10 protein-coding genes are annotated in these 15553 nt (G+C 57.0%); 3 read left to right on the top strand and 7 right to left on the bottom strand.

Annotated features, from left to right (window positions below; translation table 11 throughout):
• Nucleotides 1-124: 124 nt before the first annotated feature.
• From D7S89_RS28205 to D7S89_RS26400, 6 genes are read right to left on the bottom strand one after another with little or no spacing between them, the layout of a single operon-like run.
• A complete protein-coding gene (locus tag D7S89_RS28205; protein ID WP_281273193.1) occupies nt 125-253 on the bottom strand; it encodes a hypothetical protein in 129 nt (42 codons plus the stop codon).
• Entirely contained in the window at nt 250-444 is a 195-nt protein-coding gene (locus tag D7S89_RS26420) for a type II toxin-antitoxin system VapB family antitoxin (protein ID WP_121281839.1), read from the bottom strand. The genes D7S89_RS28205 and D7S89_RS26420 overlap by 4 nt, the downstream gene beginning before the upstream one ends.
• 21 nt (nt 445-465) lie before the next feature.
• On the bottom strand, nt 466-1701 hold the full coding sequence (locus D7S89_RS26415; protein ID WP_121281838.1) for a Wadjet anti-phage system protein JetD domain-containing protein: 1236 nt from the start codon (nt 1699-1701) through the stop codon (nt 466-468).
• A complete protein-coding gene (locus D7S89_RS26410; protein ID WP_121281837.1) occupies nt 1661-5119 on the bottom strand; it encodes an ATP-binding protein in 3459 nt (1152 codons plus the stop codon). Before D7S89_RS26410 ends, D7S89_RS26415 begins: the two co-directional genes overlap by 41 nt.
• A gap of 15 nt (nt 5120-5134) precedes the next feature.
• Nucleotides 5135-5995 (bottom strand): DUF4194 domain-containing protein, encoded by an 861-nt coding sequence (locus tag D7S89_RS26405; protein WP_245983334.1) that lies wholly within the window; start codon nt 5993-5995, stop codon nt 5135-5137.
• Nucleotides 5982-7463: a DUF3375 domain-containing protein gene (locus tag D7S89_RS26400; protein WP_121281836.1), complete on the bottom strand. Its 1482-nt coding sequence runs from the start codon at nt 7461-7463 to the stop codon at nt 5982-5984. Before D7S89_RS26400 ends, D7S89_RS26405 begins: the two co-directional genes overlap by 14 nt.
• Before the next feature lie 321 nt (nt 7464-7784).
• Here D7S89_RS26400 and D7S89_RS26395 point away from each other — a divergent pair, with 321 nt between their 5' ends.
• The 3 genes from D7S89_RS26395 to D7S89_RS26385 all read left to right on the top strand — a co-directional run bounded on the left by D7S89_RS26395 (nt 7785) and on the right by D7S89_RS26385 (nt 13681).
• Complete coding sequence (locus D7S89_RS26395) at nt 7785-9797, top strand: tetratricopeptide repeat protein (RefSeq protein WP_220702214.1); 2013 nt, start codon at nt 7785-7787, stop codon at nt 9795-9797.
• A gap of 290 nt (nt 9798-10087) precedes the next feature.
• Nucleotides 10088-12919: a UvrD-helicase domain-containing protein gene (locus D7S89_RS26390; protein ID WP_121281834.1), complete on the top strand. Its 2832-nt coding sequence runs from the start codon at nt 10088-10090 to the stop codon at nt 12917-12919.
• A gap of 87 nt (nt 12920-13006) precedes the next feature.
• A complete protein-coding gene (locus D7S89_RS26385) occupies nt 13007-13681 on the top strand; it encodes a hypothetical protein (protein WP_121281833.1) in 675 nt (224 codons plus the stop codon).
• Between the two features lie 327 nt (nt 13682-14008).
• Here the strand turns inward: D7S89_RS26385 and D7S89_RS27310 are convergent, their stop codons facing one another.
• Nucleotides 14009-15088, bottom strand: coding sequence for a hypothetical protein (locus D7S89_RS27310; RefSeq protein WP_147426780.1), 1080 nt, complete (start codon nt 15086-15088; stop codon nt 14009-14011).
• Between the last annotated feature and the right edge of the window lie 465 nt (nt 15089-15553).

The following is a 15553-nucleotide window of genomic DNA, read 5'->3' as shown; positions in this document are numbered from 1 at the left end:
ACATGGATGCCCTGTGCGGCTACTGCTGGGCGCATTGATGCTAAGACGCGTGAACAGGGTTTTAACTTCGAAGCGACCGGGCATCGCCTTGCGAAAGTCGTCTGGCATCGCACTTTTACGTTGCCTAGTGCCCGAGCACCACGCCCAAGTTGAGTTCATCGGCAACTTTCTTCAATCGCTTGTCCCACGTCCAGATGGTGATGCCCGGTTGTAGGCGCACGGACGTCAACAGTGACGTGTCGACAAAAATCATTTGACGTCCTGCCGGCGACGCGGCGCTCCCTTGATACCCGGCAGGCTACCGCCAAGATTTGCAAGTCGTTTCGCGGCCTCACGTTGGATCAAGGCCTTGAGCACTTCGCGCACAAGCATTTTTTCCTCCAAGCCCGTATAGCCTCGGGGCTTGGCGATCAAATCGCCATCGAGTGCAATGGTGGTACGCATGGGGACCTCGGCGCACCCTCGTTATAAGAGCCCCCAGCGACGGGAGAGCTCTTCAACTGCGCTAGGCCAGTGAATCCGCTCCTGCTCCAGGCGAACATGCTTGCCCCAACGCCCTTGCTGCAGTTTGGACAGCAATTCCGCTTCCTTCGCGGTGAGATGATCAGCATGCCTGTTGTCCTGCGAATCCTCAACAGTCCAGAGATGCCGGTGCGACGTGAGCACAGTCTCCGTCATGAGCATCGAATTCAAGTGCGGAAAAAGGCTCCTAGCTCTCGACAGGATATGTAGGCCCCAGGTATCGATGTCACCCCAGTAGAGAATTTCTGCGGAGTGCGCCCACGCGACCTCGTTCAAGACGGCCACGTTGTTCCCGAGACCCATCGCTACAGCGGTCCCTGGTGTATCTGGAACTGCCAGTCCCGTAGCCAAATTTTCGATGATGAGAAGCCGCTTGGGTGGCTGCCTCAGTAGTTTGCTCCACTGGTCTACAGGCATCTGAAGGTCCTCAGCGCCCGCCATCTGTTCTCGAAGAACCGGGTCCAGCAGCCTCATGCGCACCGTGTAGGGCGCGCGCCTTAGCACCAACAACTGGTGCACATCGCCCAGCTTTCCCATGATGGCCTGTAGCAGCGGCACCACTACACCTAGCCGCCTTTCGACCCATTTTGTGTCGATGCCAACCAGTGGCAACTGGCGTAAGTAGAGTCCGCTGGCGGGGTTGCGCTCGCACCAGCCTAGAAACTCCAACAGTCGCACGAAGTCATCATCCGCCCACTGGGCCGCACCAATCAGCGCTTTCGCACAATCGCGCTTGTCAGTCACGGACGCGTGGCGCTCGCACAAAGCTCGCCAGCGCTCCTTCAACGTTTCCCAGTCTTGGTCCACTCGTGCGCAGTCCGCGACCGCCTCGATGTCCTCGAACAGTACCTTCTCCGGCACCGTCACGTTGCCCATCAACCGCCAGTTCACCGATCGCCACACTACAGCGCAGCGTCGCCCCTTATCCCTGGACGCGTTGTCGAAACCCGTCCAAGCCGACAGCCACGTCCGCATGGCCGCAGGAGCATTCGCAGCCTCCTTGTCCGATGGGCTCCGCAACGCTACCGACAACGGCCAAGTACTCTCAGAGCGTCGTAACAGCCAGTCGACCTGTTGTCGCTCAAACTGACGCTTACATGCCTGCGCAACGTCATCGGGCATCAACGCGCCGCCCAGCTCATACATCGGCATGTGTACCCCCTTCGCCGACGTCTTCATCCCCGTTGTTTTCCTCTTCTGGCCGTCGCGCCCCCAAGCCGACCAACCGTCGATGCGCCATGTCGTATTCGATGGACACCGCCCCCGAGCTGTGGCGGGACGTGTTGCTGAAGACGTGTGCGCCGCCAATGAAAGGCTCGAGCGTTCGCACCGCCTTCATCGGTGTGGCCATGAGCATCTGAAACCCGAAGTTGTTGAAGATGTTCAGCGTCATTGCCGTAAATTCACTATCGGCCTTGTCAAAAGCCTCGTCCATCAGCACGGTGCAAAACTGCGGCAATGGTCGCTCTGTTCCGGCCAGTTGGTAGCGCAAAGCCGCCGCCAAACAGGTCGCTGCGAGCTTCTGTCGCTGCCCTCCCGACTTGCCGGCACCGGACTGATAAATGTCACGCACACGGCCGCTCGCATCGTATTCTTTTGCCACGAACTCGACGTGCTGCCGCACGTCCAACACAAGCGCTTTCCAACGCTCGTCCTCCGGCTTGTCACTGTGCAGCCGCTGCACAATCGCATTCAGTGCCTTGAACTGCTCCTCCCGCTCTTCGCGGGTGGCATCCGGTTTGATGTTGCGCTCAAGACACCCCCTCAGGTCGCTCAGAAACGCAGTGACATCCGATAGGGTGCGCGGCCGATTCTCCAAGCGCAGGTAAGTATCACGGTTAAACTCCGACTGCGAGAGCGCGTCGTTGACGATGTTCATACGCCCTCGTATTTCGTCCTTCTCGGTAATGAGCCTCTGTCGCAACTTGGCCAAGTGCCGGTCGCTTTGCTCATTGAGCAACATGAAAAACCGCTCCTCAAAGCGAGGCAAATCGTCCTCTTCAATCTTGCGCAGCAACCGGTCGTAATCCGGCCAATCGTCCAACGCCGCGCCCATGTCCGCTGCCGCCAGCTTATGCTCGCGTTGGAACGTCCGGAGCACCTCTTCGAGCTGGGTCTGAGCCTTCATTCTCAGCTTCTCGGCCTCGCTCTTCAGTTCTTTCAGTGTGCTTCGCGCGCGCTCATGTCGAGTCTCCAGATTCGCCAGCACGAGTTCATCTATGCTGCCGAACAGCGGTTGAAGCTCTTCCCCGTCCCGGGGCGGTGTGCGCCATGCATCACGGGTGCCGTCGCATTCGCGACTCAACGCCTCGATCTCAAGCGTCGTGTTAGTACGCTTATTGTTCGCGACCGCATAGTCGCCGCGCGCATCGGAAACCTTCTGCTCTTGCGTCATGATTTGGCCGTCTAGTTCTCGTACTTCCGGGTGCGAACTTTCAGCGGTCAAAATCTGGTTCTTCAGATGCTGTACATCGACCGCCACGGAGACGACATCAATGTCTTCCCATTCGGCCTGTGACAACTCGCTCGCCGCGCTCAGCCTTTCCTGCTCCGCCTGCTTTTTCGCCTTCAGCTCTTCGAGCGCAAGCTCCGCTTCGGCCTTGGTGCTCTGCAGCGCGTGAATGTCATCGAGGAGTGTGAGCTTCTTCTGCTCATTCGAGAAACCCATCGCCCATTCTCGGCGTTCATTCAAGCTAGCCCGATCGTTCTTCTCATGCCGCGTACCTCCGCGCTTGATCTGGCCGTGCAAGCTCAAAGCACGATCAGAACGGCGAAACTCCTCGGTTGTCTCGGCACAAACAACGTTTCCGTACTGCTGAGTGATTTCCTCGCGCAACCAATCGCCGTATTTATCATCTGCCGTGTCCAGCATGCGGCCCGGCGCCTTGGGACCAACTTCATTGCGCCCCTGATGGCCGCGCATGCGCAGATACAGCACATGCTGGCCCGTGTGGTTCGACTCCAGCCAGTCCACGACTTCGCGATAGTGCTCCTCCGGCACAAGGAACGAGCGCGTCAGCGGCGCCAGCAAACGCTCCAGTGCGCCCTGCCACCGCTTAAACGTTTCTGGTACGTCGAGCAGCTCCCCTCCGAACGGAAACACTGCCGGATCCAGATTCAAGTCGTGCGCGATCTGGTCTCGCACCTGCACGAGCTTCCCCGGAAGATTTGATTTGCGCGATTCGAGCGATGCGGCGTCTTCCAGTAGCTCCCTGAGTTGCCGATCCGCTTCAAACACCGTTTCGCGCAGCTTGAGCTCCCTCGCTTCGTCACCTTTTCCTGGACCACGATCGCGCATCTGAATGGCGTTGCCGACACACTCCCCAAAGCGACCAGCGTCCTGCGGTTCGGCCCATCCGAGCGCGTTGAGCCAGCCAAGAACGCGATTTCGCGCGCGTTGAACCTGATTAAGTTGCGCCTCGTTAGCCTTCAACTGCGCCTGCAAGCCGGCGACATTGCCATCCTCCATGCCGGCGCGTCGAATCATCAGCCGCTGAAGCTCGGCCTGCTCGTCCTCTGCCGTCCGAGCCAGCGCCTCAACCTTTTGGCGCAGTCCCTCGAGTTCGATTTTCAGTTCGTCCGCTTTCCTACCTTGTAACGTGTACAGCAGGTACTTGCCGTGGTGGTCCAGTTGCCGAAGCAGTTCATCGGTCCGCGCGACTTTTGCCTGTTGTACTTGGTGCTTCTCATGATGTAAACGTGCTTCGCTGAGCAGGTCCCGCTGCTCGCGCGTCTCGACGACGTCGCGATGGGCCGCCGCCAGTGTGTTGAAATCCTCGCAAAGCGCTTTGGCAATGCTGAACGTCTCGGGTTCGTCCAACATGTTGTCCCGCATGAAGGCATTGATGTCGCCCAGGTTCTTCGACGACTGCGTCCGATGGAGTAGTCGCAGCGCCAGGTCGTGGTCGATTCCCAGTCGTGCTTTGAAGCGCTCCCGGAAAGACGAATGCGTGTCGAACAGCTTGACCTCTGGCAGGTGCTTTGCGAAGGACCGGAGGTTGTAGTCGGCCTGCATGAAGAACGAGAGCTCCTTGAGGCTAAACGCACGTTCAGTCACGAAGAAGCAGTGCCGCACATCCTTGGCAAGCGTCGATTTACCCTTGAGCCACCACATGCCCACCATGGTCAAGGTCTGTCCGAACGCATTCGCAAAGACCTCCGCAACTGCGCTCAGCGTGGTGTCCGATCGCAGATACTGAGCCCCGATAATTCCCTCGTCCGACTCGTGGGTGGCCCAGGCGCCACGAATATAGGTCACCAGCGTGCGATCGCGGGTGACCTTGTCATTGCCTCTTGCGGCCGCGTTGAACTCCGAGTTCGGCGGTGCCATAAGCGCCGAATGCGCGTCCAAGATGGTCGACTTCCCCGATCCAGACGGCCCAACAAGCAGGTGTCCACGCGGTGAGATGTCGAATACGTGCAGTTTGCTGAAGGTGCCCCAGCTCAGGACCTGCATTTGCTGCAGCCGAAACTGTTGCTGCCTAGCCTCTTCGATATCGCGATCGGTCCATTGCGTGCGATGGCTATCGTCCACGCGCAACGTCGCGTCCTCCGCCGGCAGCGACACCTCAAGGTCTCCAAAAAGCGGCTTCTGCATCGCGTCCACGTTCGGTCACTCCCCGTCTATAACGTCGCCGTAGTTATCGTCGTCAACGTCATCCGACACTTCGATTTCAGGCGAAGACCGCTCTTCATCCTCCACCGGCCGGCCCTCCGACTGAGCTCTGATGCGCCTATAGGTCCGCAATAGCTCACTTACCTGTTCGTGCGAGAACACCAACTTGAGAGTGGGCGAAACCTCGAACCGGTCGCCGCTGTTGCGAATCAGGCGCAGAAAGTTGTACTTCTTAGCCTTATCGATCGCCCCCACGATTTGTTTGCCAAAGCGCGCCTGGTCGACGTTGTCGCTGGCCTCGTAGGCCTTCAGATGTTCAGCCATATCGGAGCGCGACACCGTCGCGCGCTCGCCAGCGGCCTCGGCTAACGTCAATCGCATCCGTAGGAAGAGCACGAGTGCGGAATCGAGAAACGTAAGCCGGACCTCGCGCAACAATTGCGGCACATCGAGGTCTGGCGCGTGCACCGGGCGCGAGAACGCCACTTTTTGGTCGCGATCGATCACCAAGTCCAGGAAGGCCGAGTGCAACAGCTTGCGCAGTGCAGCCTCGTGGTCGATGAGAACCGGCCAAAGCTTGCTGTGGCGCTCGTCGATCGATGGCCCGCGAAGCAGCAATGCGTAGGCTCTGCGTACGTCGTAGGGCAGCGTGGACGTGTCACCCTCGAACAGCGCCTTCTCCTCTCCACCGTCTTCTCGATGATGAGGATCATTTCCATCAACGTCTTGGAATTTGCCGACGTCGTCCTCGAGCGTGCCGCCGGTACCGTCCGTCGCGGTTGCTGAGTTTGTGTTGGTAGCAGGCCCCATCCTCCTGAAGACAGGTTGACGGTCGCGCCGTCTGCTAATCGAGGTCATGGAGGCAATCCCTCGTGAAGAGTAGCTGCGCGATCTGTGCGTGACGCACGACGCCGTCTTGTCCAGTCCACGACACCCGTTCTCGCGGAAAGAATTCCCGCTCCCGGTTCTCAAGCACAATGCCATACCTCTGGCCGAGTGCCATGTAACCTACGATGGAGGCAAGCCCCTGGGTCACCTCGAACATCCGAGTTAGCTTCCCGACGCTCACTTGATTGTGCTGTGCCAGCGCGTAACGGATGTTGGCTTTGAGCAATGGCATATCAATGTCGGCGTTGTCGATCATCTGCCGCATCGCCGCCAGGTCAATCTCGGGCGCCTCAGCATCGTCGACCGAAGTCTCCCCGGGACGCTCCTCGGGATCATCGAGCACAAGCTGCGCCACTGAGCGCAAGCTGGTCGTGGACAACGTCAGCGTGTAGTCGAGCGTCCGACCGTGGGTCAGTTGGTCTTTCAGCACGAGAGATTCCGTAATCGCCGCGCGAATCAAGCGCTGAATCTTCCGCTGCTCCTGGAACTCACGGCTTTGCACAAAGGTCTTGAGGCTGCGTCCGAGCGTAGCCATCACGTCCTGCACCACCCCACCTTCCAACAGCAGCGTCTCTGTCACCCGAAAGAGCCGCCGGCGCTCCTCAAGGCTGAGCAACCGGATGAAAGGTCGTGATTCCAGCGCTTCCAGCGCCGCCTTCAATCCCTCGAACTGCGCAGGGTCGGTCAGCAACCGCCAAAAGGCAGAGAATGATTTGCCCTCCTCGCTTTCCGCGATAGCGTCACTGCCGAGGAACACCTTTTCCAGCACCTCGCCGCGCGGCCCATCGTGCTCCACTAGTTGCCGGCGTAGATCTCGATTGAGATGCTCAAACGCCTCGCGCACACGCCTGAAGTCAGCTGCGATGGCCTCCGTCATTGCGACAATGTACCGGACCCGCTCACTGGCGCGTGCCGGCTCCAATGGAGACACGCCGTGCTTCATCACATGTCTGATCTCGTCAGTGATGCGTTGCGACTCCTCATGCAATGCCTTCAATCGTGATGCCGGGTCCGGGTCGGTATCGGTGGCCAATCGCAGCACCGAGTCGATAACCACAGCCAGGCCACTTTCGGTGGCCGTCTGCCGCGGTTCAAGCTGAGCCAGAATTAGTCGCAACGCCGGCACCACGTCGGCCGCAAGCTCGTAGACCTCTTCGCTCGCGCCCTCCGGAAAACTGCGCGCCAGCCACTTCGCTTGCACCCACTCCGCAATCAGCATCTGCGGCGTCTTCTCGACGTCCTCGGCACGCGCACGAAGCACATCCAGCTCGGCCGAAAGCTTCTCCATGAGGCTGGCAGAACCCAACTGAGTCGAGGTCTCCGGAAAGAGCGATTGCAACAACGAAAGCGTCAGTGGCGCCTGCTGAGAAGCCAGTAGTTTCCACATTGGCCCCTCTCGCATCGTCTTGAGCTCATGCAGCGCCAGTGCAGTTTTCATTTCTCTCAAAGTCGCCTTTCGGTCGACCGCTACCCAAGATGAGTTTGCCAACCTCGCCAGGTTGGCCGGTCCAATTCCATTCGTTGCGTTGGAGGAGTGCCTTACCCTGCCGGAGTCGATGGAATTTTTCGCGCTCTGTGCAATTAATGCGTTTCTTGTCGAAGAGATGGATCATGGACTGCCCGAAGAGTCTACCCTTAGCACCGACAGATTTGCTCTTTTTTTGGGGGATGTTGAATGCGTCACAAAATCCCCGCGGATGGGACTTTGAACAAGATTATCAATGAAGTCTGTAGCAAGACTTGGGAACTCTGAGTATCGTTGCCATTCAATCCCGATCTCTACCACTCGACCATGTTCAAACGCATTCTGTCAACCCTGAGCGGCAAGAAGGACGACACCACTACCACCGCCTCTTCCAGCCCCACGCGAGCAACTGAATCGCAACCGCTCAACGGAGAACTGATCACCGTCTATGACGCCTATGGTCGAGAGATGAAGATCACTCGTGCCGAGTGGCGCGACAAGGTCTTCCTACCCAACCTGCAACAGAAGTGGAACAATGCAGCCGAACTCTACAACCTGATTGTTTCTGGCCTCAACGATGGCTTTGCAGCCGATCTGATGCCCGCCGCTGCTCGCCTTGTCGAGATTGATGACATTCCCGAGCGCAGCCACACCATTCAGGGCATCGTGCAAATGAAAAACGGCCAGCTGGACGCCGCAGAGGCGACGCTACGTACAGGCATGGCGAAAGCCGGCGAGACCGGGACCCTGCTGACCAATCTGGCCAAAGTATTTGCCGAGCGCGGTGACCAGATCCGCGCAGATGAAACTCTCTGGCAGGCGGTACAGACCGATCCGAATCAAGACAACGGTTTGCTCTGGTGGGCGGCCATTCAGCGGGAGCGTAGGGGCGAGGCGGCCTATCTACAGGCGCTACGCACCGCAGCCGCTTTGCCCCGCAGTTGGCGGGCGAAGTTGTGGTTAGCGCGCCATCATCTAGAACACAAGGAAATCGAGGCGGCACGTGCTCTCTATGCAGAAGTGTTGGCAGCGGGCGTGTTCGACGGCAGTTCGCTAATGATGATGTCTGGCGACTTAGGCAACAATGACCAAGTGCCGCTGATCCTTGAACTTGTCGGTCCGGCGTACGACGAACACAAGCACGACCCTATGACGGGTCTCAACCTACTACGTGCCTGCCAGCAACTCGGTAAGGCCGATGAAGGCGAAGCTCTGCTCGCCCGCATGTACCCACTGGGCTTCTCGCCGATCAAGCACCACCTCGATCAGTTTGCGCAAGCATTTCAGGAAATGCGCAAGCAAGCCGCACAAGGCACGCCGATAGATCCACACGGCCTGAAGATCGCTACTCTGACGCTAAGCCAGCCGATTTGGCATTACGGCCTACGCAATGCCAACTGGCTTTTCACGCAGAAGCCGGAAGGCGCACAAGAGGTCGGTTTCTTCGCGCTCTCAAAGATCATGGACGGCTCCGAGCGTGCAGGATCGCAACGTGAAGATGATCTGGGACGCCTTACGCGCGCCATCCCTCTGTATTTGGCCGAAGCGGCACACTACTGGAGCGACTACGTGGCCCACTGCTACGTTCAGATCGTGGAAGGCGCCGGCCCGGTCGTATCGGGATGCGAGGCCGATGGCAATGCGCTCTTCGATGTCGTGCCACCGAGGATGAAGTACTTCGTAACCGGCGAGATCGCATGTTCTGGAGAGAGCGATCATGTCCAATGGCAGGTATCTCTGAGCCTCTGGGACTGCGCAACTCGCACAAAACAAGCAAGCGAAAGCGGCAAAGCGGTTCAGGCAGAACTCGGTGCATTGGTGGTCACTCTCGAGAAACGCTTGCTGGCTCGCATCGGCCTGAAGCGCGAACACCCGCTGGACGCGTTCTATCAGCACCCTGCGGCCGATATCATGCCGGCGTATCTCGCAGAGCTGGGCCAAGCCTTCATGTTGACGCTGCTCGCCAACGAGCACATGTCTAAATCTGCGCTGTGGGGTGAGCGCACCATGCTCGACTGGCCTCTCACCATGGCTCTGCATTGGCCTGCGGCAGAGGTCCCGAAGCTCATGTACATCTCCGGGCTGGGCAAAGCGCAAGACTACCGGTCGGACATACTCGCGGAATACAAGGAACGCAGCTTGCAACTGCTGCGCGAAGCGGGGCGGGCAAACAGCCCAGTTGGCCGGTTGGCACCGATTGTGTGGAAAGCGTTCAGCATGGAGGACGAACTTCAAGCCCATATCCGGAATCTGCCCTCCGATACAAACCCCGCGTACAAGGCATGGCTGGAGAGAGTTGGAGAGTAGTGGAGCATTCTTCCGTCGCGAAAGGCCGTCCAATTGCCCGAATCTTGAACGGCTGCTTTTCATAAGGCTGACTGGCCGCTGTGAGTTGGCTTCTGCCGACTGCGTCGGGCAGCAGTCGGCCAAGTGTTGCCGTTTGCCTGTCCCATAGAGCCGCCGTTCGAATGGCCGCTCAGCTCTGGACTTTTCAGATAGCCTAGCCTGCTGCACGGGGCGAGCTCGATGGTGCGCGTGCGGTCCGGGTGGAGTTAACATACGCCACAGAATGAATCAGAAGAACTGGAAGAACGGACATGACCACATTTTCTCCCGGGATTTTGGGGCGACTGTTTGGCGGTGGGTCTGACTGGACGCTGGTGCTGGGGGCACCGCATAGCCAAGTGACCGAAGCATCGGGGCAGCGGCGCAAACTTGCGACGGCGACTATTGAAATGGCTCGCGTGGAGCCCCGCCTGCTTTGGGCCACGGTTGCGGTTGATCACGACGGGCAGGAGATCCGGCTGTCGGGTCTTACCCGGCGCCGGGCCGCTGAATTGGTTCAGGCCGCAGCACTCAAGGAAAGCGAGCGGAAGCTATCTGCCGAACGGATGCGAAAAGCGCGTCTTGAAGAGGATCGACGGCGCGAGTATGAGGAACTGCTCCCGTATATCAAGTCGCTCGATGCGGCGATAGTGGCCATGTTGGGCAAAAACCGATATATCCGTGGTCATGACGTCCGCTGCTTGCTTGACTCAGAAGCCAGCAACATTGCCCGACTTCCCCAGTTCGCGGATTTGCTGAACATTTGGCCGTTCGACGATGCAAGCTATGAAAAAGCTCGTAAGCGGGTTGCCGAGCTCGCCCGGATTGTCCAGCCTCCGCATGTCGCAATTGGCGACTGGAACAAATCGTTCGTCAAGCGGGAGATCACCGATCCGCATTGGGCAGACTTCTTTAAGCAGGTGGAAAAAGCGGAATTGACGTCCGAGCAGCAGGAGGCCGTCGTCGTTTTCGAGGACCGTAACCTGCTGGTTGCGGCAGCCGGATCCGGCAAGAGCTCCACCCTCGTTGCCAAGGTCGGCTACGCGATTAAAAGAGGGTACGCGCAGCCTGGCGAGGTGCTTGCGCTTGCGTTCAACGCGAAAGCTGCTGAGGAAATTCGCGACCGTCTGGCCAAGCGACTCCAGATGCCGATCAAGGCGCAGACATTCCATAGTCTCGGCAAAGCGATCATCCAAGACGTTCAGGGCAAGAAGGCACGTGTTGAGACCGGAACTAGGCAGCTTGTCCTGAAAATCGTCACTGACCTGAAAACCAATGATTCACAGTTTCTCGGAAACTGGCTGTTCTTCAAGGCGATTTATTGGGAGCCAGGACCGGAACAGGAATTCGAAAGCGTTCAGGACTATGAGGCTTACGTCAGGGCGAGAGGCCGAAGGCGAGATAACAGTGACGAGTGGGGTCTGCCGACGCTTCAGGGAGAACCTGTACGCTCCTATGAAGAGCTCGCGATTGCGAACTGGCTTTACGTTCACGGCGTACGGTACCGGTACGAGGCACCGTATGAGCACGACGTCACCGTACGTGGCTGGACGAAATACGAGCCGGACTTTGCGTATGAACTCCCGGATGGCCGACGGCTCTATCACGAACACTTCGCGTTACGTCGGGACGGCACGTCTCCTTTTGGTAGTACGTACGTGAAATCGTCGGTGGACAAACGCACGCTCCACGCTGATTGCAGCACGCCCCTAATCGAGACGACCAGCGCACAGTTTAAGGATGGTTCTATATTCGACCACTTGCGCCGTGAACTGTTGTCTCATGGCGTGACGTTTGCGATGAGGTCGGAGGCAGAGCTGCAGGAGCGTCTTAAGGAGCGCAAGGATCTCGATCTTGTCACCCTCATACATTCATTGATTTCGCACGCGAAAGAGAGTGGCTACGACGAGGGCCACTTCGAGGTCGCGGCGGGCAAGCATTACAATGTGGCGCGGGCGCGGGCATTCCTCCAGCTCCTGCTTCCCGTATGGCGAAAGTACGAGCACCGTTTGCATGGCAGCCTGAATTCCATCGATTTTGCTGACATGATCGGCCTCGCAGCGGCGTACGTCGAAGACGGTAGTTACTTGGACTCTCCGTTCAAACTCATCTTGGTAGATGAGTTTCAGGATATCTCTCCAGGCCGTGCACGGCTGGTCAAGGCGCTTCTCGCGAGGCAGCCAGACTCGGTTTTGTTTGGCGTCGGTGACGATTGGCAGGCGATTAATCGCTTTGCGGGTTCCGATCTGTCTATCATGCGTGAATTCGAAGTCCATTTCGGGAAAACCGAGACCCGTTTCCTAAGTACAACCTTTCGGAGCAGTCAGGGTATCAGTGACGTGGCGGCACGCTTCGTCAGAAAGAATCCCACACAAATTCCCAAGGAAGTGAGGGCGAAGAATTCGGAGGCTGCCGGCGTCGTGAGGATCGTAGAGTATTTTGACAAAAGTGTGCTGATTTCATGCATTGAACGCAAGCTGGCGGAAATCGCCGTTCTGGCAGAGTCGCGGATGCGTGTCGTCACTGTATTGATTCTCGGACGTTATAAGTACGAGACGACAGAGGTTATCCTCGAACAGGATATAGATCGATGGAATGATCAATACAATGGACGACTCGAGATCAAAAAGGTTGTCGATGAAGAAAAGAAGACGACGAAGCCACTTGACACTGTCCACAAGTCGAAGGGGTTGGAGGCGGACTTTGTCTTCGTGCACAGCCTGCAGGCGAAGCGGTATGCGTTTCCATCGGAAATGGAGGATGATCCGCTTCTTGGTCTGTCGTTTGCAAACCGCGAGACATTTGAGTATGCGGAGGAGCGCAGACTGTTCTACGTCGCGCTAACACGTGCTCGAGAACAGGTGACGTTATTTCTATCGTCAACCGAGCCGTCCAGATTTGTACTTGAACTTTTGCAGCCAGAATACGGGAAGGCGATTGCGTTCGAAGAGAAGGACGAGCAACCAATCCGATGCGACGTTTGCAAGCAGGGATATATGGTGCGGCGACCTGGCAAGCGTGGTCCCTTCTACGGATGCACGCGGTATCGTTCGCTCAACTGCCGTAGTCAGATGACACTTGAGCAAAGATCAAGGATCAGATGATCCTGCGAACGCCTGACAGTTTCTGCAAGCGGCGCTGCCTGCCCCTGAACTCCGTCGTCGAGCAGTATTCGGAGACTTACGAGCTATATGTCCACCTACAAATTCTCGCAAGCGGAGCGCTTCGCAATATATTCGACTCACGGCGAAAAGTGCTATCTCTGCGGCAAGCCGCTTAATCTGAAGACGATGGAAGTCGACCACATCATTCCAGAATCTTTGCTTGCGAAACCGAAGGAGTTGCAAGCCGCTCTAGAAGACTTTGAGCTTCCATCAGAGTTCGATTTAAATTCATTTGATAACTGGCTACCCGCTTGCAATCCATGCAATAGCACAAAGAACGATCTGGTCTTTGTGCCAACTCTGAAAATCCAAGTTCTTCTACAGCACACCAGTGCGAAAGCTGATGACGCGCGAAAGCTTGCCAAAGAGATCGTTTCCAAACGCAAAATTGCAAACGCACTTAATGTTCTGGAGCGCGCAAGGGATGATGGAAAGCTAGACGACGACGTGATTGAGACGCTCAAGGAGTTCATATCGCGCCATCGGCAACCTAAGCTCGCGGGGAAACCGATTCTACTTACCCCGTTTCTCGAAATCATCACTGAACGGGACGGAATTCAGCTTGTTCGCGGACCATATGGTGTTGGGGGAAGACCTGCTATTCGAGATACACACTCTAGCTTTTCGTGCCCCAATTGCGGTTCCATCGCCGCGTGGAATGGGGCGCGCTGTGTGATCTGCGGGGAAATGAGCGATGAATAACGCAACCGTGCCACCGGGCAATCACTTCACCGAGCATGCCCCAAAAGCCGTGCAGACCGGTTAAATTAGGCGTTGAGCGTCCGCTTTCGGGAAAGCCTACAGTCTGCTTTGGGTCCGCTACGGCGGGTCACGTCGGGCGGTAGTCGGCCACAAGCAGTCGTTCACACGCCGGGTCGCTCGGACGGTCAAGGGTCTGCTACATTCCGTGAACGGCCACCTAATCGTAAAGGACGAACGCTCTGCCATCGACAGAAGCCGCCGTTCGTCCGTTAGTCTTGTAATACCTGCTCACCGCTTCATCAGCCCTTCGTCCGTTGAAATGCTGACTTACTCAAATAAAATCTCACTAAAGAAGAGATTGTTGTAGTTTAGTCGGGCATAGTTTTTATCTTCCTCGAAAGAGACACGCGCCTGGTTGGTGGCAACTGTGTTAGCCACATCTATAGCCGCAGCTCGAAGATCGTTACCGGAATTAAATAAATTTTTTATGAGACTGCTTTGAATGCCACGCCGGACCGTGACGCTCGTCACCAGACCTGCACCCGAATCCAAGCTTATTGCTGGAATATCGAATCGCATTTCTTGCACAAAAAAATCGTCCAGCTGACGTCTAGGCGGCGACCTGAGTTCTGCGGCGAGTTCATCCTTCCATGCTCGTCTCCGGTCGTCCAATTTCCGCGAAAAACCTCTTCTCTCGGCAACACTGAGTAATTCTGCCTCTGGACTGCTCGGGTCCATTTTTTCTGGCCACGCAATTTCGAAAGCTGTTTGATTAAATCCATTGAGGTTCAAGGCGCGAGCCAAGCTCAATCGCGTCAAAACTTGGGACGCTCTGCTCGCATCACTTTCTCGCAGTTCCGTTAGCGGCTCTTCTTCCGGATCAATAACAACGAGTTGCGATTGGTAATCATCTTCTTCCCCAGCGAGAGCCAAGCCGATTACTAAGCGTTCACCCCGTAGAGCTCGCGCGATGCGAACTCCGTGTTTTTGCACGCGGCCCGTGGCCATCGCCGTATTCAGGTACCCTCGTCCGCTTTGTGTCCCCTTGCACTCGAGAACGTGATACTTGCCTTGTTGATCCTCGATAACAAAATCGGGACATTTTCCTGGCCCCACCTTTGGCAATCGCCCCGATTTGGGGCGACGAACACCCATATTGATAATGAAGCGACGTCCATCGACTATGTCATTCACCCCGCCCAATTGCCGGACAAACCATTCCGTGGAAACTGCGACCCCAAAATCGTCGCTGAGGATCCCCTTTTGATGAGGATCAAGATCTGTAAATGCAGTCCGAATCCGAAGATCTTGTGATGCCGCGCAAGCAGAGAAATACCGGATACAAGCCCAGTAGCGCTCCGGGGAGCCGGGCGACAAACCGTTTGGTGTGGTCAAGGAACCCAACATGAGCAACGCACGTCCGACATCTACCACTTGTGTCGGAGCTGCTGTTCGTGCCCATATCGGCAGGGCCCTAGTTCCCCAAGTTGCCTTATTGACTTCAATAGCAATTCTTCTGTTAAGCACGCATCCCCCGAACGTTCCTGACGCGTGACTGATCTAGCTTTGATCATGGATCACGCCTTTATCTTTGATACCGACTCCGACGGACAGAAGTTTAGAGTAGTTTCTTCGAAACCGGCGCCGAAAGCGGTTGGACATGATTGAATCGACAGCCATTCCAGATTGGCCGCCCATCCGCCCCATGCGTCGAATGGCTGCTGTACTCAAAAAGCTGACTTGCAGTGGGCTTGCGGTCGAACGTCGACTGTGGGTTGCGGATTCAACCGGTCGATGCAACACACTAAAGGCTTTGCGAGCCTGAGGGGTGCTGCAAATGAAACAAAGACGGCGGATTTACTACACCGAGAC

The sequence above is a fragment of the Trinickia fusca genome (assembly GCF_003628145.1).
Lineage (GTDB): Bacteria > Pseudomonadota > Gammaproteobacteria > Burkholderiales > Burkholderiaceae > Trinickia > Trinickia fusca.
Note: the sequence above shows the minus strand (reverse complement) of the source record. Positions and strands in the feature narration are given on the sequence as shown.